Origin of the sequence: Streptomyces sp. NPDC090994 (genome assembly GCF_044768905.1) — a bacterium.
GTDB lineage: Bacteria > Actinomycetota > Actinomycetes > Streptomycetales > Streptomycetaceae > Streptomyces.
The window spans coordinates 113,655-133,956 of the sequence record NZ_JBIVWS010000019.1 but is presented as its reverse complement, the minus strand read 5'-3'; the positions used below and the strand labels follow the sequence as shown (position 1 = coordinate 133,956).

General features: G+C 72.1%; 13 protein-coding genes. 2 read left to right on the top strand and 11 right to left on the bottom strand.

Annotated features, from left to right (window positions below; genetic code table 11):
* The 9 genes from ACIQR3_RS29915 to eccD all read right to left on the bottom strand — a co-directional run.
* Positions 1 to 386: hypothetical protein (locus ACIQR3_RS29915; RefSeq protein ID WP_403543760.1), on the bottom strand; the 386-nt coding region annotated here is incomplete at its 3' end.
* Between the two features lie 18 nt (positions 387 to 404).
* The gene (locus tag ACIQR3_RS29910; RefSeq protein WP_403543759.1) at positions 405 to 773 is read right to left on the bottom strand and encodes a hypothetical protein; all 369 of its coding nucleotides are present in this window, start codon (positions 771 to 773) and stop codon (positions 405 to 407) included.
* Between the two features lie 7 nt (positions 774 to 780).
* Positions 781 to 1,230, bottom strand: a complete 450-nt coding sequence (locus ACIQR3_RS29905; RefSeq protein ID WP_403543758.1) for a YbaB/EbfC family nucleoid-associated protein — start codon at positions 1,228 to 1,230, stop codon at positions 781 to 783.
* A 35-nt stretch (positions 1,231 to 1,265) separates the two neighbouring features.
* Positions 1,266 to 5,219 carry an AAWKG family protein gene (locus ACIQR3_RS29900; protein WP_403543757.1) on the bottom strand — a complete coding sequence of 1,318 codons (3,954 nt, stop codon included), beginning with the start codon at positions 5,217 to 5,219 and terminating at the stop codon, positions 1,266 to 1,268.
* 73 nt (positions 5,220 to 5,292) lie between these two features.
* On the bottom strand, positions 5,293 to 5,739 hold the full coding sequence (locus ACIQR3_RS29895; RefSeq protein ID WP_403543756.1) for a type VII secretion system-associated protein: 447 nt from the start codon (positions 5,737 to 5,739) through the stop codon (positions 5,293 to 5,295).
* A gap of 118 nt (positions 5,740 to 5,857) precedes the next feature.
* Positions 5,858 to 6,181: a WXG100 family type VII secretion target gene (locus ACIQR3_RS29890; RefSeq protein WP_403543755.1), complete on the bottom strand. Its 324-nt coding sequence runs from the start codon at positions 6,179 to 6,181 to the stop codon at positions 5,858 to 5,860.
* A gap of 51 nt (positions 6,182 to 6,232) precedes the next feature.
* The gene (locus ACIQR3_RS29885) at positions 6,233 to 6,571 is read right to left on the bottom strand and encodes a hypothetical protein (RefSeq protein WP_215165128.1); all 339 of its coding nucleotides are present in this window, start codon (positions 6,569 to 6,571) and stop codon (positions 6,233 to 6,235) included.
* Positions 6,572 to 6,745: 174 nt separating this feature from the next.
* Positions 6,746 to 8,365, bottom strand: coding sequence for a type VII secretion protein EccB (gene eccB, locus ACIQR3_RS29880; protein WP_403543754.1), 1,620 nt, complete (start codon positions 8,363 to 8,365; stop codon positions 6,746 to 6,748).
* A gap of 54 nt (positions 8,366 to 8,419) precedes the next feature.
* On the bottom strand, positions 8,420 to 9,820 hold the full coding sequence (eccD, locus tag ACIQR3_RS29875; protein ID WP_215165130.1) for a type VII secretion integral membrane protein EccD: 1,401 nt from the start codon (positions 9,818 to 9,820) through the stop codon (positions 8,420 to 8,422).
* 363 nt (positions 9,821 to 10,183) lie between these two features.
* On the opposite strand from eccD, the gene eccCa reads away from it, so the two are divergent.
* The gene (gene eccCa / locus ACIQR3_RS29870; protein WP_403543763.1) at positions 10,184 to 14,131 is read left to right on the top strand and encodes a type VII secretion protein EccCa; all 3,948 of its coding nucleotides are present in this window, start codon (positions 10,184 to 10,186) and stop codon (positions 14,129 to 14,131) included.
* A 111-nt stretch (positions 14,132 to 14,242) separates the two neighbouring features.
* Here the strand turns inward: eccCa and ACIQR3_RS29865 are convergent, their stop codons facing one another.
* Together ACIQR3_RS29865 and ACIQR3_RS29860 are read right to left on the bottom strand one after the other, a co-directional pair.
* Entirely contained in the window at positions 14,243 to 15,424 is a 1,182-nt protein-coding gene (locus ACIQR3_RS29865) for a S8 family serine peptidase (RefSeq protein ID WP_403543753.1), read from the bottom strand.
* A gap of 50 nt (positions 15,425 to 15,474) precedes the next feature.
* Positions 15,475 to 18,810 (bottom strand): right-handed parallel beta-helix repeat-containing protein, encoded by a 3,336-nt coding sequence (locus ACIQR3_RS29860; protein WP_403543752.1) that lies wholly within the window; start codon positions 18,808 to 18,810, stop codon positions 15,475 to 15,477.
* A gap of 292 nt (positions 18,811 to 19,102) precedes the next feature.
* Between ACIQR3_RS29860 and ACIQR3_RS29855 the strand changes: the two genes are divergently transcribed.
* On the top strand, positions 19,103 to 20,119 hold the full coding sequence (locus ACIQR3_RS29855) for a hypothetical protein (protein WP_403543751.1): 1,017 nt from the start codon (positions 19,103 to 19,105) through the stop codon (positions 20,117 to 20,119).
* Positions 20,120 to 20,302: the final 183 nt, after the last annotated feature.

Below are 20,302 nucleotides of genomic sequence, written 5' to 3'. Positions count from 1 at the left end.
GCCATGATGATGGCCAGCTCGATCAGCAGCCGGATCAGCTCGGCGATGATCTGCCACTTGGCCTCCATGATGTCCATGGAGGACTGGGTGCGGGCTTTCTCCAGGCCGTCGAGCTGGTCGGAGAAGTCCTTGAGGTAGTTCGAGCCGCCGTTGTCCAGGAACAGGTGCATGGCCCGTACGTACTGGTTGCCCACCTGCGGCGGCAGCGAGCGCCCGACCCCGCCCGCGGTCTGCTCGATCAGGTCCGACAGGTCCCGCACCCGCCGCGACAGCCGCCCGTAGGGCTTGCCGTTGGCGTAGGCCTTGTCCTCGTCGGCCTGCAGCATTTTCTCGCCGATCAGCACGAACAGCAGATTGTTCAGCTGCGGCGAGACCTGGATGCTCATCGGGCGCCGTCCGGTCCGTCAGTGCCTGCCGCCGCCGCCGTGCGTGCCGCCGGTGTTGCTGGTGTCGATGGAGGAGTCGTGGATGGCTTCGAGGTTGCCGCCCTGGGTGCCCAGGATGTTCTTCAGGTTGGCGAGCGTGCCGTCGCCCACGCCGACGATGGCGTCCGTCAAGGCCTTGCCGGTGGATATCGCGCCCTCCCGCTGCTTCTTCTCCTGCGGGATCATCTGCTCGGCGTAACTGTCGTCCTTGCCGCACCAGTCGGCGGTGGCCGACACGTCGGTGATGAACTCGTTGATCATCTCGACGGCGAAGTTGCTGATCGCCTGGATCTGCCGGGTGCCGGACGCCAGGGCCGCGGGATTGGCGAAGTACGCGTTGTCCGTCATCGTCTCCTCAGTCCTCCGGGTCTTCGCTGATCTCGTCACGGAGCCGGCCCGCACCGCGGCGCCGGCCGCTCTTCGGTCCGTCCAGCACACCGGCCCCGAAGATCTTGTTCCAGTCCACGTCGAAACCGCTCAACTCGGGCGTCTCCGGGTTCGCCTTCGTGAAGGGCTCGAAGGTCGACATGACCCTGCGGGCCATCCGGGCCCGCGCCTCCTGCACCGCCTCCAGCACGCTGGCAGCCAGCTGACCTGCGGGCATCGTACGGTACTTGTCGTCCAGGAAGCTCAGCGCGGTCAGGTCACCCTGGGCGGAGACGGTCACCTCGACGGCGCGGTCCGCCGAGCGGACGGTTGCCTCCGCGTGCGCCAGTTCGCCCTCGGCGCGCGCCACCGCCGCCTCGGTCGCCTCCAGTTCGGCCATCGCCTTGGCGAGCCGCTGCTCGATCGACTCACTGTTCACCGCGTCACCTCGTTCCTTGCCGTACCTGTACCGCCTCAGCGTCCGATGACCGCGGGCGCGCCGCCCTCGTCGGTGCCCCAGACGTCGTCGTCCTCGGCGAGCCACGCCTCCCGGGCCCGGTCGCCGCTCTCCGTCGACGTACCGCCCTGGCCGGGGCCACCGGGGCCGCCCACCGGGTAGGGAGAGCTGGAGGTGGTCGGCCGGGTGTAGACGATGTCCTCGTCCTCGTCGACGGCCGCCGCCCGCGCACCGCGGCCCCCTCGGGCGCTGCCGCCGGCCGGGTCGGTGAGGACGGCGCGGGTGCGCTCGCTGTTGCCGCCCTGGCCTCCGCCGGCGCCCCCGCCCATGGGCGGCATGCCACCGCCCATGCCGCCCATGCCGCCCATGCCCATCGGGTTGAGCGGCGTGCCGCTGGCGGCCTGCTGGGTGGTGGCGCCGTCGAGGGAGGCGAGGGTCCCGCTGTTGCCTGAACGCAGTGAACCGCCCTCGTACGGGGTGCTGTCGTAGTCCTCGTAGTAGTCGTCGAGGGAGGAGTCCAGGCCGCCCGACGAGCTGAGCGAGCCGCTCAGTCCGCTGCCGTTCAGCCCGGCGGAACTGGTCAGGCTGGACGGTGAGTTGAGGCCGTCGGTGCTCGAACCGCTGGTGTCCAGGCCGTCGGTGTCCAGACCTTCGGTGTTCAGCCCGTCCGTGTTCAGGCCGCTGGTGTCCAGGTCCTCGATGTCCAGGCCGCTGGTGTCGAACGGAGACGTGGACAGGCCGCTGCCGTTCAGGTCGGTCGTGGTGGTGTGACCGGCGGCGTCGGTGGTCGTGAGCTGACCGGTGTCCGGATTGAGGACCTGGGTGGAGCCGTCGGGGAACTCGGTGGTGAGGGTGCCGTCGTCGTTGAGGGTGGTGGTGGACCCGTCGGGGTTGGTGAACGACTCGCCCGGATCCAGCTGTTGCGTGGTGACGTTGCCCGAGGGATCGGTCACGGTGACGTCGCCCGTGTCCGGGTTCAGCGACACCTCCGAACCGTCCGCGAAGAGGGTGCGCAGGGTGCCGTCGGAGTCGAGCTGGGCCGTGCTGCCCTCCGGCGTGGTGAACGTGCCCGCATCCGGGTTGAGGTCGCTGGTGGTGACGTTACCGGCGGCGTCGGTGGTCGTGAGCTGACCGGTGTCCGGATTGAGGACCTGGGTGGAGCCGTCGGGGAATTCGGTGGTGAGGGTGCCGTCGTCGTTGAGGGTGGTGGTGGACCCGTCGGGGTTGGTGAACGACTCGCCGGGGTTGAGCTGTTCGGTGGTGACGTTGCCGGAGGGGTCGGTGACGGTGATCTGGCCGGTGTCCGGGTTCAGTACCTCGGTCGAGCCGTCCGGGAAGGTGGTGCTGACGGTGCCGTCGGAGTTGAGCTGCGAGGTGGAGCCCTCGGGAGTGGTGAAGCTGTCCGCGGCCGGGTTGAGGTCGCTGGTGGTGACGTTACCGGCGGGGTCCGTGGTCGTGAGCTGGCCGGTGTCCGGGTTGAGGACCTGGGTGGAGCCGTCGGGGAATTCGGTGGTGAGGGTGCCGTCGTCGTTGAGGGTGGTGGTGGACCCGTCGGGGTTGGTGAACGACTCGCCGGGGTTGAGCTGTTCGGTGGTGACGTTGCCGGAGGGGTCGGTGACGGTGATCTGGCCGGTGTCCGGGTTCAGTACCTCGGTCGAGCCGTCCGGGAAGGTCGTCGTCACCGTGCCGTCGCCGTTGAGCTGCGATGTCGCGCCGTCCGGCGTGGTGAAGACGCCGTCGGTCGGGTTGAGCGTCGACTCCGTCACGGTGCCGTCCGGGGCGACGGTGCTGACCTGCCCCGTCGTCGGGTCGAGGGTCTGCTCGCTCCCGTCCGGGAAGAGGGTGGTCAGCGTGCCGTCGTCGTTGAGCGTGGTGGTCGAGCCGTCCGGGTTGACGAGGCTGGTGCCCGGGTTGAGCTGCGAGGTCGACGTCACGCCGTCCGGTGAGGTGGTGGTGACCAGGCCCGTGTTCGGGTCGATGGTCTGGCTGGAGCCGTCGGGGAACGTCGTGGTCAGCGTGCCGTCGTCGTTGAGCTGGGTGCTGCCCCCGGTGGGGGAGTTCAGCAGCGACGACCCGCTCGTCTTGTCGTCGTCCGGGTTCGTCGACGTCACCGGGTTGCCCGTCAGCGGATTCAGCGGCGCCAAGACGCTCGTCTCGGGCGTGGTGTTCCCGTTCAGCGTCGTGTCGTCGGTGATCGGGTTGCCGTTGCTGTCGAGCCCCAGATTGTTGAGGTCGTCGGTGATCGTGCTGCCGTCGGTGTTGCCCAGGTCGTTCAGGCCGTCGCCGAGCGTGTTGAGGCTGTCGCCCAGTCCCTCGTTGAGGTTGTCGAACCCGTCACCGAGGTCGTTCAGACTGTCGTTCAGCCCGCTGTTCAGGTCGTTGAGGTTGTCGCTGAGCCCGTCGTTGAGGTTCTCGAAGCCGTCCCCGAGGTCGTTGAGGTTGTCGTTCAGGCCGTCGTTGAGGTCCTTGAAGCCGTCCCCGAGGTCGTTGAGGTTGTCGTTCAGGCCGTCGTTGAGGTCCTTGAAGCCGTCCCCGAGGTCGTTGAGGTTGTCGTTCAGGTCCTCGTTGAGGTCGTTGAAGTCGTCGCCGAGGGTGTTGATGTTGTCGTTCAGGTCATCGAGGTACTCGTTGAGCTTGTCGTTGTTCTTGTTGGCCTCGTCCTCGGCGAGGTCGGCCTCCTGCTCCGCGAGCACCTCGGAGAGCGTCTCGGAGTTCTTGTTGGTGACTTCCTTGGCGAACACGTCCTGCACGTCGGCCCAGGCGTTCTTCACACTGCTGAGCGCCTCGATGGCCGGCTGCTTCAGCATGGAGTCCGCGTGGTTCGACCAGCTCTCCACGGCGGCGTCGGCGATCTTCGTCCAGGTGGTGTGCTGGGTGAGGTCGCCGTACGGGGAGGTCTGCTTGAACTCCGCGGTGGTCGAGTAACTCGTGTACGTTCCGCCGCCGCCCGGGCTGGTGTAGGTGCTCGTCTTGACGTTGACGTGGGGGATGTTGTTCTCGATCACCCACTCGGTGAGCTTGTCGAGGATCTGCTTGACGTGGTAGTGCGGGTCGTGTTTGCCGTCCTTGGCCCAGTTGGACCACGCCTTCTGGAGGCTGGTGACCGCATCCTTCAACGCGGTCTGCGCGGCGGCCAGGGCGTCGCTCAGCTCCGACTTCGGGACGTAGTTGCCCAGCGTGCTGTTCTTGGCGGTGTATTCGCGACCGCCCAGCTGGGAGACGTAACCGTCGTAGTTGGTCTTCAGCTCGTCCAGCAGGTGCCAGAAGAGGCTGGCCGCCTTGCCCTTCCACGCGGCCTGGTCCTCGCCCAGCGAGGTCATCCACTGGTTGACGATGTCCGAGTGGTGCTCGAAGAACTGCTTCGCCCGGTCGAAGGACTGCCCGGTGTCCTCGAAGGACTTCAGCTCCACGGCGTTGTCGTCGAGCACCGACAGGCCGCTGTAGCTCCAGCCCTTCGTCGAGTAGTTCGGCGACGACAGCAGCTGGTCCAGGGCGAGCTTGCTGCCCGAGATGTACTGGGCCATCGGCCCGGAGTCCCACTTCACGTGCGAGTACGAGCCCTCGAACGCGCCACCGCTGGTGATCTGCCCGTCACCCCACAGCGTGGCGCGGCCGTCGGAGTCGACGGTCACGCCGATCATCACGATCCGCGCCTTCTTCAGGCTCACGCTGTTGTGCGCGCCGTCCCCGCCGGCGTCGTAGAAGGCGAGGTCGTAGTCCTCACCGTTGTTGACCTGCCAGCCGCCGATGGCGGAGTAGTCCGCCTCCGACACCGCCCGCATGCTCTGGCCCTTGATGTCCATCCGGAACAGCTTCAGATCGGAGAAGTCGTCTCCGCTGTCGCTGCTGAGCGTGTTGAACAGGGAGGAGCGGGGCGGAATCGTGTAACCGGTGAAGTTGGAGACGGCCTGGGCGAAGTAGTCGTCCGGGTCGTAGGTGGGGGTACCGGAGGTGGTGCTGCCGTCGGCCATGGGGCGGGGCTCCGCTGCTGAGGAGGTGAGGGGAGGAAACGGTGGGGACCGGGAGGGACCGTCCCGGGCCGCGTCAGTCGTCGTTGCCGGTGCCGCTCATGTCGTCGTCGACCGTGTCGAAGATGTCCAGCAGCTTCTCGCCGTCGATCGAGGTGAGACTCTCACCCTGCGTCTTGAGCAGCGTGGTGATCGTCTCGTCCAGAGCGTCGTCGATGTCGTCGAAGAGGGTCTTCTGGCTGGTGAAGATGGAGTCCAGGCTGGTGGCCTGCTCCTTCAGTTTCTGTACCAGCGCGCCGCCGCCGGTCGGGTCCTCGGTGTCGCCGCCGCCCATCAGCCCGATCCGCAGGATCTTGGCGGCGCCCGCCGCCGAGTCCGTGCCGGTCTCCGCGACGAGGTTCTTCAGCGACCGGACGCCCGCGTTGTCCTTGCGGATGTTCAGCAGGTCGTTGATGAAGTCCGCGACATCGTTGTTCTTGAAGTTCCTGAGCGCCGTCGAGTCCAGATGGGTCAGGTCTGCCATGAGATGCCTCCGCTGGCGGGATGCGCCGGGCCGGGCTGCGGCACGGCGACAGTACGGGGAGATGCCCGCACCGCGCCGGCCGGAGGGGGCCGGCCGGCGCGGTGGGGACGGGGCCGGCTCAGCGGCCGATGGTCACCTCGGACCACATCTGGCTGAGCGAGTTCTCGCTGTACTTGTAGTTGCCGGAGATGTCGTTCAGGAGCGCCGCGTGCGAGGTGAGCAGCTTCTCCATGTTCTGCACCGCGGCGTCCCAGGCGGCCTGCTTCTGGCGGTAGGTGTCGGCGTCGTTTCCGTACCAGGTCTTGGACAGCTCGCTGAGCTCTGCCTCAAGGTTGGACAGCGTCTGGGCGATCGCCTTGGTCTGCATCACCATGTCGTCCGCCGCGTTCGACATGTGGTTGTAACTGACGTAGATGTAACCGTCGCTCAGGTTGTCTGCCACGGTCTGCCTCTTTCACACGATGCGGAAGGTGGGGGGCGGCCGGACCGGCGGTCAGCCGACCAGCTGGTCGAAGGCCGACTGCGAGGCGTTGTACGCCTGGTTGATCGCGTCGTTCGACGAACCCTGGGTCTTGTTGTGCTCGACGAGGCTCTGGTTCAGCCGGTCGATGACGTCCTCGAGGTTCTTGAGGATGATGTTGCACTGGCCGTCCCACTGCGCGAGGAGCTGGCCGTACTGGCCGCCGTCGCTGCCCTGGTAGCCGGAGCCCAGGGTGGACTTGGTGCTGTCGACATCCTGGCGGATCTTCATGATGCCGCTGAAGGCCGATTCGAGGGCCTGGATGCCGTTCCGGGTTGATGATTCGCTTGACTGCTGGCCGTCTCCCGCCATCGTCCCCACCTTTCGTAAGCCGGATCTCTGTACGAGCAACGTGAGCCTAAAGTGGCTGTAGTTGCCAACACAACAAGCTGAGGAAGATCTGAGGTCGCAGGAGCACAACTTCAGGGATGTGTAACCGGCGGGAAACCCGGCAGGAACCCTGCCTGGTCAGGCATCCCCGGCAAGTCATCCACGGCCGACGGACTCTGACGCCTCGTCGGCAGCCGCCGGACCCGCGGGCCCGGCGCCCTTCGCGGCCGCCTCGGCGTCGCCCCCAGGGGTCTTCCCGGCGCCGGCACCGGCGCCGGCACCTGCACCGCCGCCGCTTCCGCCGCCGGTGTCGGCGCACTGGCCGGCCGCCGATCCGGCCGCCGCCCCCGCCGCCGCACCCGTCGCCCCGTCCGACCGCGCCGCCGCGGCCGTGTCCAGGTCGGGGCCGGTCGGCAGCAGCGACAGCAGGGTGGACGGCACGCGCACCGCGGAGCCGTCGCTGTAGCCGAGCGCGGCGAGCGCCTCCGCGTCCGTGATGCGGTACTTCACCCCGTCGTCGCCCACCAGGAACGTGGTGTCACCGACCGACGCTCCGGCCGCGCCCAGCACCCGCACCAGCGTGCCGTGCCCGGGCCGCATCACCACCCGGTCCACCGCCACGCAGGCCGGCGCCGACGCCGTGGCGTCCGCCTGCGCGACCGGCGTCAGCGCCGCCTGCTCGACCCGCACCGACGTCACCCGCACCTCGCTGCCGTCGGACTCCACCCGCGTGCACACCGCCTGCTCCGACGGCAGCCGCACCGCGCTCGGCGGAGCGTCCGGCAGCCCGGTCACCGCCGGGTCCGTGCCCGCCGTGCCCGGCGCCTGGTGCGCCCGCAGGTCGGAGACGCCGATCGCGACGGCCGTCGGGGACTCCCCGCCGTAGACGTCCTCGCGGATGTCCGGATCGCCGAGCAGCAGGGCCGACTGGGTCGCCGTCACGGCGTGCAGACCGTCCTTCTTGAGCACGTAGTCCTGGCTGCCGGAGCCCGCCGTCACCCGGAACACCTGCCCGACCTTGGTCTCGTGCCCGGCCAGCTCAGGCCCCGCCGAGCCCCGGCCGGCGACCTGGAGGGTGGCCAGCTCCGGGCCGCTCACCAGGGCGTCCAGGAACGCCGCCGACACCGGGCGCGGCGTCACCGCGCCGTAGCCCAGGGACTCCGCGGCGCCCGAGTCCTCGTCCAGCTCCAGCCGGCTGCCCTGCCACACCAGGTAGGTCCGCTCGTCCGGACCCCGCACCACCAGCCCCGAGTCCGCGCCGATCGTGGTGGTCTCCACCGGCGCCCCCGGCACCACCGTCGTCCGCTCACCGGTGCCCGTCGAGCACACCTGCCACGCCGACGTCTCCAGGTCACCGGTGCCCGGCACCACGTCCGGGGCGCCGGTGATGCCCACCGGCGTGCCCACCGGGGTGCCCTTCAGGGAGGCGGTGCCCACCGACGTGGTCTCCAGGTCGGCGCCGCCGATCAGCATCGCCGACGCGTAGTTGCGCACCGGCCGCAGCCGGCCGTCGGTGTACAGGTAGCGGGCGCCGGTGTCCTTGTTGACGATTAGCGTGTCGCCGCCGCGCCACGCGTCGTTGCCGCCCGGCCGCAGCAGCCCGTAGACGAAGGCACAGGCGGCGACCACGATGGCCACGATGATGCTGAGCAGGGCGCCGCGGGTGGTGCGGCCCAGCGGGCTCTCCGGGGCGTCGGGATCGGCCAGCAGCATCCCCGAGGTCAGCCGCCCCATCATGAACGTGTGCGCTTGCACCTGGTCGCGCTTGGACCGCACGGTTGCCTCCTGGCGGGTGAGTGGTTCGTTCTCGTCGCGGCGCCGGCCGGCCGGTCAGCCGTTCCAGCCGCGCAGGGCGCCGAACACGCCCAGCAGCCAGAGCGTCAGCGGCAGCAGGGAGAGCGCGAGCAGCGAGTGCAGCAGCTCCGCCGCCCGGCCCCAGTACGGCACCAGGCGCCGCCCCGGCACCGTCCACACCGCCACCGTCAGCACCGTCGCCACCACCAGCAGCCCCGCCACCAGCAGCGCCCGCTCCACGCCCCGCAGGTCCAGGCCCCAGCCGAACGCCAGCAGCAGCAGACCCCAGGCGCCGGGCAGCACCAGCACCAGCCGCTGCGCGGTGTTGACCAGCCCCCGGCCGTGCAGGAGCAGCAGCAGCGACAGCACCAGCGCGCACAGCAGCGCCGGCAGGTTCGGCCGGTACGCCAGCGCCACCAGACAGGCCGACGCCAGCACGCCCGTCGCGCCGTACAGCGCCGTCATCCACTCCCCGGCCAGCTCGGTACGGACCGCCACGTCGGCGCCCCGGTAGGGGTCGATGCCCTCCTGCAACTGGCCGGCGTTGGTCGGCAGCGCCGGCATCCGCATCCCCGCGAACCGGAACGACAGCGCCGGCACCAGACCGCCGAGCAGCACCGTCAGCATCGCCACCGTGCCCGCCGCGCCGGCCGGCCGCACGTCGAAGACGGTCATGACGGCGCCGCCCACCGCCACCGCGACCGCCGTCAGCGCCGACGCCAGGAACAGCGGCGCGCGCACCGCGGTCACCGCCAGGGCCAGCACCGCGCCGCCCGCCCAGGGCGCCGCCGCGCCCAACAGCCGGGCGCCCAGCACCTGGTGCGCCTGCGGACCGGTCAGCTCACCGCCCGGCACCAGCCAGCCCGCCAGTGCCAGGGCCGGGGAGGCCAGCAGGCCGAGGACCGCGCCGGTCGCGCCGTCGCCCACCGCCCGGCTCGCCGAGGCCGCGCCGGCCAGCAGCAGCACCCCGGTGGCACAGGCAACGCCCGCCCGCAGCGCCACCGGGCCGCCCGGCCAGGCCAGCAGGGCCAGTCCGGCCAGGACGGCCACGGCGACCAGGACGCGCAGCAGATGCCGCGCCGCCGCCTCGCTCCAGTCGTGCAGCCGGTCCCGGGTGACGGACGCGATGCCGTCCACCAGGTCGTCCAGCCGCACCTCGGGCAACGCCTCGGTGCGCGGCCGCAGATGCAGAGCCTCCCCGTCGGTCAGGCCGAGCGAGGCGAGCGTGGCCTCCTCGTCCAGCGGCCGTCCGCCCAGGCGCTGGAGTATCCAGCCGTCGTGTTCGAGGCCGTTCTCCTCGACGTCCTCGCCGGCGTACCGCAGCACCGTCGGCAACAGGTCGGCGACCGGCACGTCGGAGGGCACGGCGAGGTCGATGGTGTGGCGCGGGGCGCGCACGGTCAGATGGCACAGATCGGCCACGGAGGTGTCGGTCATACCGGGGCTCACGTCTCCTGAGCGTCGGGACGGGATGTGGCGTGCGGGTGACGAACCACTGGGGGGTGGGCGTGAAGCGGGGGGACGAGCAGTGAACTGGTGCGGAGGGAGGGGGTGACGTGGACTTACGGAGTTGACGGGGTGCACACTACTGTCACTCCCCGAGGCCGTCGTCAAGGGGAGTCCCGGCAGCGTTCGGGGCACATCACCGGCCGAACCGCGTACCGCGCGGCACCGGCCGCCGGTCCCGGAGCCCTCCCCGCGTGCTTCCCCCCGTACCACCGGGTGCGCGATGACCCGTTAGGAGCCCCAGCGTTGAGCGTGGTCCTGTTCCGCCGTCCGGCCCGCCGCCGCGGACCCGACATGCCGAGCGGCGAGTTGACCCTCCAGGAACCGCCGACCCTGATGGAGACCGTGCCGGACACGTCCGCGATCTGGACGTACCTGCCGATGGCCATGATGTCGGTGTCCATGATGCTGATGTTCCTGCGCATGGGCGGGATGGCGTACGGCGCCTTCATGTACATCGCGCTCGGCATCATGGGGCTGGCCGTCGTCGCGATGCTGGTCGGCCAGTACATGCGCAAGGCCGGCGACCGCAAGCAGCGGCTGCGCGGCGAGCGCCGCGACTACCTGCGCTACCTCGCGCAGAGCCGGCGCACCGTCCAGCGCACCGTGGTCGAGCAGCAACTCGCCCTCGCCTGGCGCCACCCCGAGCCGGCCGTGCTGCGCTCCATGGTGCGCACCACCCGGCTGTGGGAGCGCCGCCCCAAGGACGTCGACTACGGCGAGGTCCGCGTCGCCGTCGGCGACCAGCAGCTCGCGCTGCGCCTCAACCCCGTCTCCACCAAGCCGGTCGAGGACCTGGAACCGCTGTGCGCGCACGCCCTGCGCCGCTTCATCCGCGCCTACAGCACCGTGCCCGGCCAGCCCATCGCCCTCTACCTGCGCTCCTGGTCCCGGCTGCTGTTCCGCGGCGACCTCGCCGCCGGCCGGGACATGCTCCGCGCCGCCCTGTGCCAACTGGCGGTCTTCCACCCGCCGGAGGAGGTGTGGATCGCGGTCTGCGCCGACGACGAGCACCGCGCCGAGTGGGAGTGGGTGAAGTGGCTGCCGCACAACCAGCACCCGCAGGAGACCGACGGCGCCGGCTCCCTGCGCATGGTCGCCTCCGCCTTCACCGACCTGGAGAACCAGCTCGGCAGCGAGTTCGCCGAGCGGCCCGCCTTCGACCCGGACGCCGTACCCGGCCGGGACGAGCCGCTGGTCATCGTCGTCGTGGACGGCGCCACCGTCCCCGCCGGCCACCGCTTCGACGGCCCCGGCTTCCGCAACGCCGTCATCGTCGACCTGTCCGCCACCCTCACCTGGCGCCCCGGCCGCACCACCCTCCGCCTCGACGTCACCCCCGACACCGTCGCCCTGGTGCGCACCGACCGCAGCCGCAAGGAACAGACCACCGTCCTCGGCCGCCCCGACCGGGTCGGCCCCCGCGCCGCCGAGTCCCTGGCCCGGCTGATCTCCCCGTACCGGATGAGCCTCACCGCCGACGCGGCCGAGCCGCTCTCCGCCGACGTGGAGCTGACCACCCTGCTCGGCATCCCCGACCTGCACCGCCTCGAACCGGACACCCTCTGGCGACGCCACACCGGCTCCGCCCGGCTGCGCGTGCCGGTCGCGGTCGGCGCCGACGGCCGCCCCGTCGAACTGGACATCAAGGAGTCCGCGCAGGGCGGCATGGGGCCGCACGGCATGCTCATCGGCGCCACCGGCTCCGGCAAGTCCGAACTGCTGCGCACCCTCGTCCTCGGCCTCGCCCTCACCAACTCCTCCGAGACCCTCAACTTCGTCCTGGTCGACTTCAAGGGCGGTGCCACCTTCCTCGGCCTGGACGAACTCCCGCACACCAGCGCCGTCATCACCAACCTCGCCGACGAGGCCGCCCTCGTGGAGCGCATGCAGGACGCCCTCCACGGCGAACTGCTGCGCCGCCAGGAGCTGCTGCGCGCCGCCGGCAACTACACCTCCGCCCTGGACTACGAGCGGGCCCGGGCCGGCGGCGCCGACCTGACCCCGCTGCCCAGCCTCTTCGTCGTGGTCGACGAGTTCAGCGAACTGCTCGCCGCGCACCGCGAGTTCATGGAGCTGTTCGTGATGATCGGCCGCCTCGGCCGGTCGCTCGGCGTGCACCTGCTGCTCGCCTCGCAGCGCCTGGACGAGGGCCGCATGCACCAGCTGGAGTCGCACCTGTCCTACCGGGTCGGCCTGCGCACCTTCTCCGCCATGGAGTCCCGCGGCGTCCTCGGCGTCCCCGACGCCTACGAACTGCCCTCCCAGCCCGGCAGCGGCTACCTCAAGAGCGGTGTCGAGGCCCTCACCCGGTTCCGCGCCGCCTACGTCTCCGGCCCCTACCGCCGCCGCGGCGGCGCCGTCGTCCAGGCCCGGGTCGCCAGCCAGGTCGTGCCCTGGTCCTCCGGGTACGTGGTGCCCCGCGCCCCCGCGCCGGCCGCGCCCACACCGGAGCCGGAGGAGTCGGAGGACGGCGCCACCCTGCTGTCGGTGGCGCTGGAGAGGCTGCGCGACGCCGGACCGCCCGCCCACCGGGTGTGGCTGCCGCCGCTGGACGACCCCTCCCCGCTGGACGCCCTCCTCGGCGGCCTGGAGACCGTCCCCGGACGCGGCCTGACCGCACCCCGCTGGAAGGGCACCGGCCGGCTGCGGGTCCCCGTCGGCCTGGTCGACAAGCCCTTCGACCAGCGCCGCGACCCGCTGATCGTCGACCTCGCCGCGGCCGGCGGCCACGTCGCCGTCGCGGGCGGCTCGCAGAGCGGCAAGTCCACCGTGCTGCGCAGCCTCATCCTCGGCCTGGCCCTCACCCACACCCCGCGCGAAGCGCAGTTCTACTGCCTCGACTTCGGCGGCGGCACGCTCTCGCAGCTCACCGGGCTGCCGCACGTCGCGGGCGTCGCGGCCCGGCTCGACACCGAGCGGATCAGCCGCACCGTCGCCGAGGTCACCGCCGTGCTCACCCAGCGCGAGCAGTTCTTCCTCGACCACGGCATCGACTCGATGGCCACCTACCGGCGCCGCCGCGCCGCCGGGGAGTTCCCCGACGAACCGCACGGCGACATCTTCCTGGTGATCGACGGCTGGTCCGCGGTCCGGCAGAACTTCGACCAGTTCATCCCCACGTTCAACCAGATCGCCACCGGCGGCCTCAACTACGGCATCCACCTCATCGTCGCCACCGCCCGCTGGCTCGAACTCACCGCGCCCGTGCGGGACCAGGCCGCCACCCGCCTGGAACTGCGGCTCGGCGACACGATGGACTCCGTGGTGGACATCCGCAAGGCCGCCGCCGTGCCCCGCACCCCGGGCCGCGGCCTCACCGTCGACTCCAAGCTGCACTTCCTGTCCGCGCTGCCCCGCGGGGACGGCTCGGCCGACCCCGAGACGCTCAGCGAGGGCGTCGCCGACCTGGTCGAGCGGATCGCCGGCGCCTGGGCCGGGCCGCGCGCCCCGCAGGTGCGGATGCTGCCGCACCGGCTGCCCGTCGCCGAACTGCCCGCGCCGGAACTGGGCCAGGGCAACGCCCTCAAGCTGGCGCTGGGCCAGGACGAGGAGACCCTGGGCACCGTCTGGCACGACTTCTCCCGCACCCCGCACCTGGTCGCCGTCGGCGACACCGAGAGCGGCAAGACCAACCTGCTGCGGGTGGTCGCCGACGCCATCGTCGCCCGCTACGCGCCCAGCGAGGCCCGGATCCTCGTCGTCGACTACCGCCGCGACCTGGTCGAGGCGGTGCCGGAGGAGTACCGGCTGGGGCACGCGGTCTCCGTCGAGGCCCTCAAGCAACTGGTCGGCGGCTCCGCCAAGGCGCTCCAGACCCGGCTGCCCGGCCCGGAGATCACACCGGCCCGGATGCGCGGCGCCGACTGGTGGAACGGACCCCGCCTGTTCGTCCTCGTCGACGACTACGACATGGTCGGCGGCGGCACGGTCATGGACCACCCCTTCGCCCCGCTCTTCGAGCACCTCGCCCTCGGCCACGAACTGGGCCTGCACGTCGTCGTCGTCCGCTCCGCCACCGGCGCCGGGCGCGGCCTGAACGACCAGCTCCTGCGCCGCCTGGACGAGGTCAACACCCCGGGCCTGCTGCTGTCCGCCCCGCCGTCCGAGGGCTACCTCTTCGGCAACGTCAAGCCGCGCGTGCTGCCGCCGGGGCGGGCCCTGCACATCGTGCGGCGCAAGCCGGTCCTGATCCAGACGCCGCTGGCGGCGGGGACGGATCCCAGCCCGTCCGGCGCTTGATGACGAGGCCGTTCAGGCCGAAGCCGGGGGCTGGGGCCCAGCCCCCGGGGACGGGACGGGCTGAGGCGGCCCGGGGCGAGGAACGACGCGGTGTCCTCGCCCCGGCGTCGTTCAGCTGCCGGTAGGACGCCAGCCGTTGCGCCGTCCCCGGGGAATGACCAGCGCCAGCCAGACCACCGTGACCACCACGGCGAGGCCCGCCGCCGCCGGCCACAGGGCCCGGCGGAACGGGTCGGCGGCCTTGTCCTCCGGCATGCTCACCGACGCGGCCCCGTGCTCCGGGACCGAGGCCGCGGCGGCGGAGGACGACGGCAGGACCGAGGTGACGGCGGCGTACGGGTCGACACGGGGCACCTCGGCCGGATAGGCGGTGGACCGCAGCAGGCTCGCGGTCTGCGCGGCCGACAGCTCCGGGTGGACGGAGCGCACCAGCGCCGCCGCGCCCGCCACGAACCCGGCGGCCAGCGAGGCACCGGAGCCGATGTAGTGGCCGTCCTTCGCCGGGCCGATGCCGACGACCCCGTCCCCGGGCGCGGCGAGCCGCGCGCTGCCGGTGGTGTACGAGCCGACCGGCCGGTCACCGTTCTTGTCCACGTCCAGGACGGACAGCACACCGTCCGAGGCGGCCGGGTAGAAGTCCCGGGCGGGCGGAGCCTCGGCGACGCCGCCGGTCGGTACGTCCGGCACGGCGGCGGCCACCAGCAGTACGTCCTTCTCCTCGGCGGCCTCGACCGCCGACCGCAGCGCGGCCGTGTCACCGGCGAACGCCGCCGACACGGTCACCACCTTCGCGCCGCCCTCGACGGCGGCCTTGATGCCCTCGGCGACCCGGTCGGGTGTGACGGCGCCGCGCTCGTCGCTGCCGCGCACCGCGAGGATGCGCGACCGCGGGGCCACGCCCGCGAACTTCACGCCCTTCTCCATCTGGGCGGCGATCAGACCGGCCACGAAGGTGCCGTGCCCGACGCAGTCGGTCCCGGCCTCGCCGACCGCCGTGACCCGGCCCTTCAGCGCGGGCGCGGAGGTGGAGACGCCGGTGTCGACCACGCCGACGGTCACCCCGGCGCCCGAGGCGAACTGCCAGGCGCGGCCGAGCTGGAGGCCGACCTGCTCCCACGGCACGGCGGTGGCCTGCCGGCCCGAGCCCTCGGTGCAGGAGGCACCGGTGGTCAGCTCCGCCTTCAGCACCGGCAGTTCCACCGTGTCGCCGTCGGCCGCCGCCGCGCTCCCGGCACCGGCGCCGCACACCCCGGCCGCCAGCAGCAGCGCCAGCGCGCCGGCGGCAGGCCGCACCGCCCACGCCGTCCGTGTCGTCCGTGTCCTGCGCGTCGCGCGCACCCCCGTCACGCCCCCGCCGTCCGTCCGGCGGCCGGCGCCGGATCGACGAGGTCCTCCGGGAGCAGCAGCCGCAGGTCGTCCAGGCTGGGCGCGGCCACCCGGCTGAGCCGGCCCGCCTGCCGGGTCATCATCCGCTCCAGCACCTGGCGGGCCGTGCGCGCGTTGCCGAACGACCGGTCGCGCGGCAGCGTGTCGAAGTACTGCCGCAGCACCGGTCCGAGCCCCGTGCCGCACTCGTAACCCGCCTGCACCGCGTGCTGGCGGACGATCGTGACCAGCTCGTCGGAGGAGTAGTCGGCGAACTCGATCTTCCGTGAGAAGCGCGAGGTCAGACCCGGGTTGGAGGCCAGGAACCGCTGCATCTCGGCGGTGTAGCCGGCCACGATGACGACCACCTCGTCGCGGTGGTCCTCCATCAGCTTCAGCAGCGTGTCCACGGCCTCCCGGCCGAAGTCGGCGCCGGATCCCTCGCGCGGGGTGAGAGTGTACGCCTCGTCGATGAAGAGCACACCGCCCAGCGCCCGCTGGAAGACCTCCGTGGTCAGCTGCGCGGTGTGGCCCACGTAGCGGCCGACCATGTCGGCGCGGGAGACCTCGACGAGCTGGCCGCGGGGCAGCACGCCCAGGGAGACGAGGAGTTCGCCGTAGAGGCGGGCCACGGTGGTCTTGCCGGTGCCGGGCGGGCCGGTGAAGACCAGGTGGTGGCTGAGGCGCGGCACCGGGAGCCCGGCGGCCTCGCGCTGCCGGGCGGTGGAGACCAGGTTGACCAGGTCGGTGACGTCCCGCTTGACCGCCGAGAGCCCGACCAGGGCGTCCAGGCGGCTCAGCGCGTCGTCCCCGGCGTCGAGGCCGTCCGGACCGGCCTCGGCCTCACGGGCGGCCTCCTCGCTGATGTCCTGCGGCAGCAGCAGCGTGAGGTCCTCCTCGGTGACCTGGCTCAGCGCGGCCAGCCGCACCGCCTGCCGGTCCACCATCTCCTCGAACACCTGCCGCGCCGCGCGGCCGTTGCCGAACCCGGCGTCCTTCGGTATCCGCTCGAAGTGCACCGACAGCGCCTTGCGCGTCTCGTCGTTCAGCAGGTACTGGTGGCGCGCGCACATGCTCTCCACGATCTCCACCAGCTCGGGCACCGAGTAGTTTTCGAACTCCACGGTGCGCGAGAACCGGGAGGCCAGGCCCGGGTTGGAGCCCAGGAAGCTGCGCATCTCACCGGAGTAGCCGGCCGCCACGACCACCACGTCGTCGCGGTGGTCCTCCATCAGCTTCAGCAGGGTGTCCACGGCCTCCCGGCCGAAGTCGGCGCCGGAGCCGCGGGAGTCGGCGGTCAGGGTGTAGGCCTCGTCGATGAACAGGACGCCGCCCAGGGCCCGCTCGAAGGTCTCGGTGGTCTTGATGGCGGTACCGCCGATGACCTGGGCGACCAGGTCGGCGCGGGAGACCTCGACCAGGTGCCCGGAGCGCAACGCCCCCAGCTCGGCGAGGATCGTGCCGTAGAGGCGGGCCACGGTGGTCTTGCCGGTGCCGGGCGGGCCGGCGAAGACCAGGTGCCGGCTCATCGGCGGCGCGGACATGCCGAGCTGGGCGCGGCGCCGGGCGAGCTGGGTCAGGTTGACCAGGGTGCGGACCTGTTCCTTGACGTGTCCCAGGCCGATCAGGCCCTCCAGCGCGGCCATCGGCCCGTCCGGCCGCCCGGGGCCGTCCGACTCCGGGACGGTGCCCGCCGGGTCGGTGCCCTCGGCCTCGCCGTAACCCCAGGCGTCGCGGGACTCGTTGCCGGTGCTGGTGAGGTTCTCCACCGCCAGCCGGCCGCCCGCCTTGGACTGCACGAGCCCGCCGCCCTTGTTCTCCCGCACCGTGCAGCCGACCACCGACACCGGCTCGTCGGTCTCCACCCGGATGCCGTCCCGGCCGTTGCCCGTGGCCTCGCACCCGTTGAGGTTGGCCCGGCCGCCGTCGCGGACCAGGAAGCCGTGGTCGGTGGCGGCGGCGGCCCGCACCCGGGTCGCCGTCAGCTCGCCGCCGCCGTCCACGACCACGCCGCAGCCGCCGGCCGAGACCAGCTCTCCGTCGCGCAGCGCCGCCGTGCCCTCGCCGCCGATCTCCAGGCCGGCCCCGCCGGGAGCGTTCACCGTCAGGCCCGCCAGGTACACGTTGCCGCCGGTGGTGACCACCGCGCCGGCGCCGCCCGGTGTCTCCACCGCGCAGTCCTCGACACGGCCGCGGCCGCCGTCGGTCACCGCGACGCCGGTGCCGCCCGCGCCGGTGATGCGGGCCCGCCGCACCAGCGGATTGGCGCCGCCCTTGACGACCACGCCGGTGCCCTTGACGTCGACGATCTCCAGGCGGTCCAGCTCGGCCGCCGAGTCCTCCTCCAGCAGGACGCCCTCCGCCTCGCCGTCCCGGACGGTCAGCGAGGTCAGCGTCGGCGAGGAGGAGCCGGCCACGCGCAGCGCCGGGGCCTGGGCGCCGGTCAGCCAGCAGTCCTCGTACGTGCCGCGGGAACGGTCGGTGACGAAGAGGCCGTGGCCGGCCGTACGGGAGGTGCGGCAGCGGCGCAGCACCGGGTCGGCGCCGTGCGAGACGATGATGCCCTGGGCGGTGGTGCCGTTGATCCGCACGTCGTCCATCTCGACACGGGCGGCGCTGGTCAGATGGGCGCCGACGGCGGTGTCGTGGATGACGGTCCGCAGCACGCGCACCGCGCTGCGCTCCTCCAGGGCGAGGGAGGGCTTGTCGGTGGAGGACAGGTCGCAGTCCTCGACGGACGCCTGGGCGTCGCCGTTGGCGAGGATGCCGTTGCCGCGCGCGTCGCGCACCGTGCAGCCGCGCACCGTCGCCCGGCCGCGCTCGCCGACCACCACACCGCTGGTGCCGAGGTGCTCGAAGGTGCAGGACTCCAGCGAACTCTCGGTGGTGGAGGTGACGACGACCCCGGCGCCGGTCCGGCTGGAGACCCGGCACTCCCGCATGGCGAGCGACCCGGAGTTGCGCGCGAGCACGGTCGCCCAGGAGGCACCGGACAGATCACAGCCCTGCATGGCGACCTGTCCGTGCGAGGCGTCCACCGCCGGCACGTCCGGGTCCTGCCCCTGCACCACCAGGTCGGTCAGCATCACCGCGTCGACGCGCAGCGATATCACCGTCCCCGTGCGCGGGGCCAGCCGGACACTGCCGCGCGACTGTTCGGCGACGATGGTCACCCGGGTGGTGACGACGAGGTTCTCCTCGTACGTTCCCGGACGGACGCTCAGCACCGCGCCGCCGCGCGCCCTGGCCAGGGCCTCGGAGATCGTCCGGGCGTCCCCGGTGCCCTCCGGACAGACCGTCAGTACCTGGCGCACTCCGCTGACCTCCTTGTTTCGGCACCCATAGGTGGCGGCCGGACCCATCATGCCTTCCTCTCACCTGCGATCCCACCCCGGTCCGGTGGGCAATACGCCCGGGACCGGTGAGAGGCATGGTGCGGCAGGGGTGCCGTACCCCGGATTATGGGACGTTCCGCAACGTCCGTACCAGTGAGGGGGCTTGCCGAGGCGGACTGTTAACGCGGGTGGAATGACGTGTCCCTTGTAAGTGTGCGTGAATGAGGCCGATCACAGGGACCAGCGATGAACCGTGGGACGGATGGGACGGATGACGGACCGGACCGAATCAGCGACGAGCACGGCAGCGGCAGCGGCGGCGGCCGCGGAGGAGAAGACGGCGACGGCACCCCCGGCGGAGCCGCCCGCCGGCAAGGCCGAGACCGCCGCCGCACCGAAGGCGGCGGGCGGCGGCGGCACGGAACCGGCGCGCGCGGAGGCCGCCGCGGCGCCCGTGCCCGCGCCCGCCGCCGAGGCGGAGCCGGCCGCCGAGGCCCTGGCGGCTTCGGCGCCGCAGGACCCGGCCCCCGGCGAGGAAGCCGCGGCGCCCGCGGGGCGTCCGGGCCGTCCCCTGCTGGCGGGCGCCGCCCTGCTGGGCGCGGCGCTGGTGGCCGTGCCGGTCCTGCTGATGAACCGCGACGGCACACCGGAGCGGCCCGGGACGACCGTCGCCGAGGAGGCGGGCACGGTGCTGGGCGGCGCGGAGCCGTCGCAGGACGGCGCGGGAGCGTACGCGTCGTCGAGCGCGTCCCCGTCGAAGCCGGCCGAACCCGAGGAGCCCGCGACGCGGAAGGCGGTGGCGAAGGAGCAGGCCCCGGTGGCGGCGGCCCCGCCCGCCGCCCCTTCCCCCTCCGCGTCGGCGACGAAGAAACCGGCCGCGACGAAGAAGGCCACCCCCAAGGCCACGAAGAAGGCGACGAAGAAGGCGACGAAGAAGGCGAAGGAACCGTCCCTCCCGGCCGACATCACGGTCACGGCGACCCGGGTGCTGCGGGCCGGCGAGTCCATCGAGGCGAACAAGACGCGGCTGCGCATGCAGACCGACGGCAACCTCGTGGTCTACGACGAGAACAACAAGGCCCGCTGGGCCACCATGACTTTCGGCGACAACTACCAGGCGGTCTTCCAGGCCGACGGCAACCTGGTCGTCTACACCGCCGACAGCCGCCCGGTCTGGGCGAGCAAGACCCAGGGCCACGACGGCGCGATCCTGCGCCTCCAGTCCGACGGCAACCTGGTGATCTATTCGGGCGGGGGGCCGATCTGGGCGTCGAAGACCCAGCACTGAGCGCTGCCGGGCGGGCCGGGCGGGCCGGGCGGGCCGGTCCCTGTGAGGTCTGTGGTGATCGAGACATCGGCAGGCATTAGCGTGGTGGGCGCCGGTGCGGGACCCCCGTGCCGGCTCGTGCTGATTTTCGGGTCGTTGTCGCGAGAAACACGAGAACACGAGAAACACGAGAAACACGCTGAT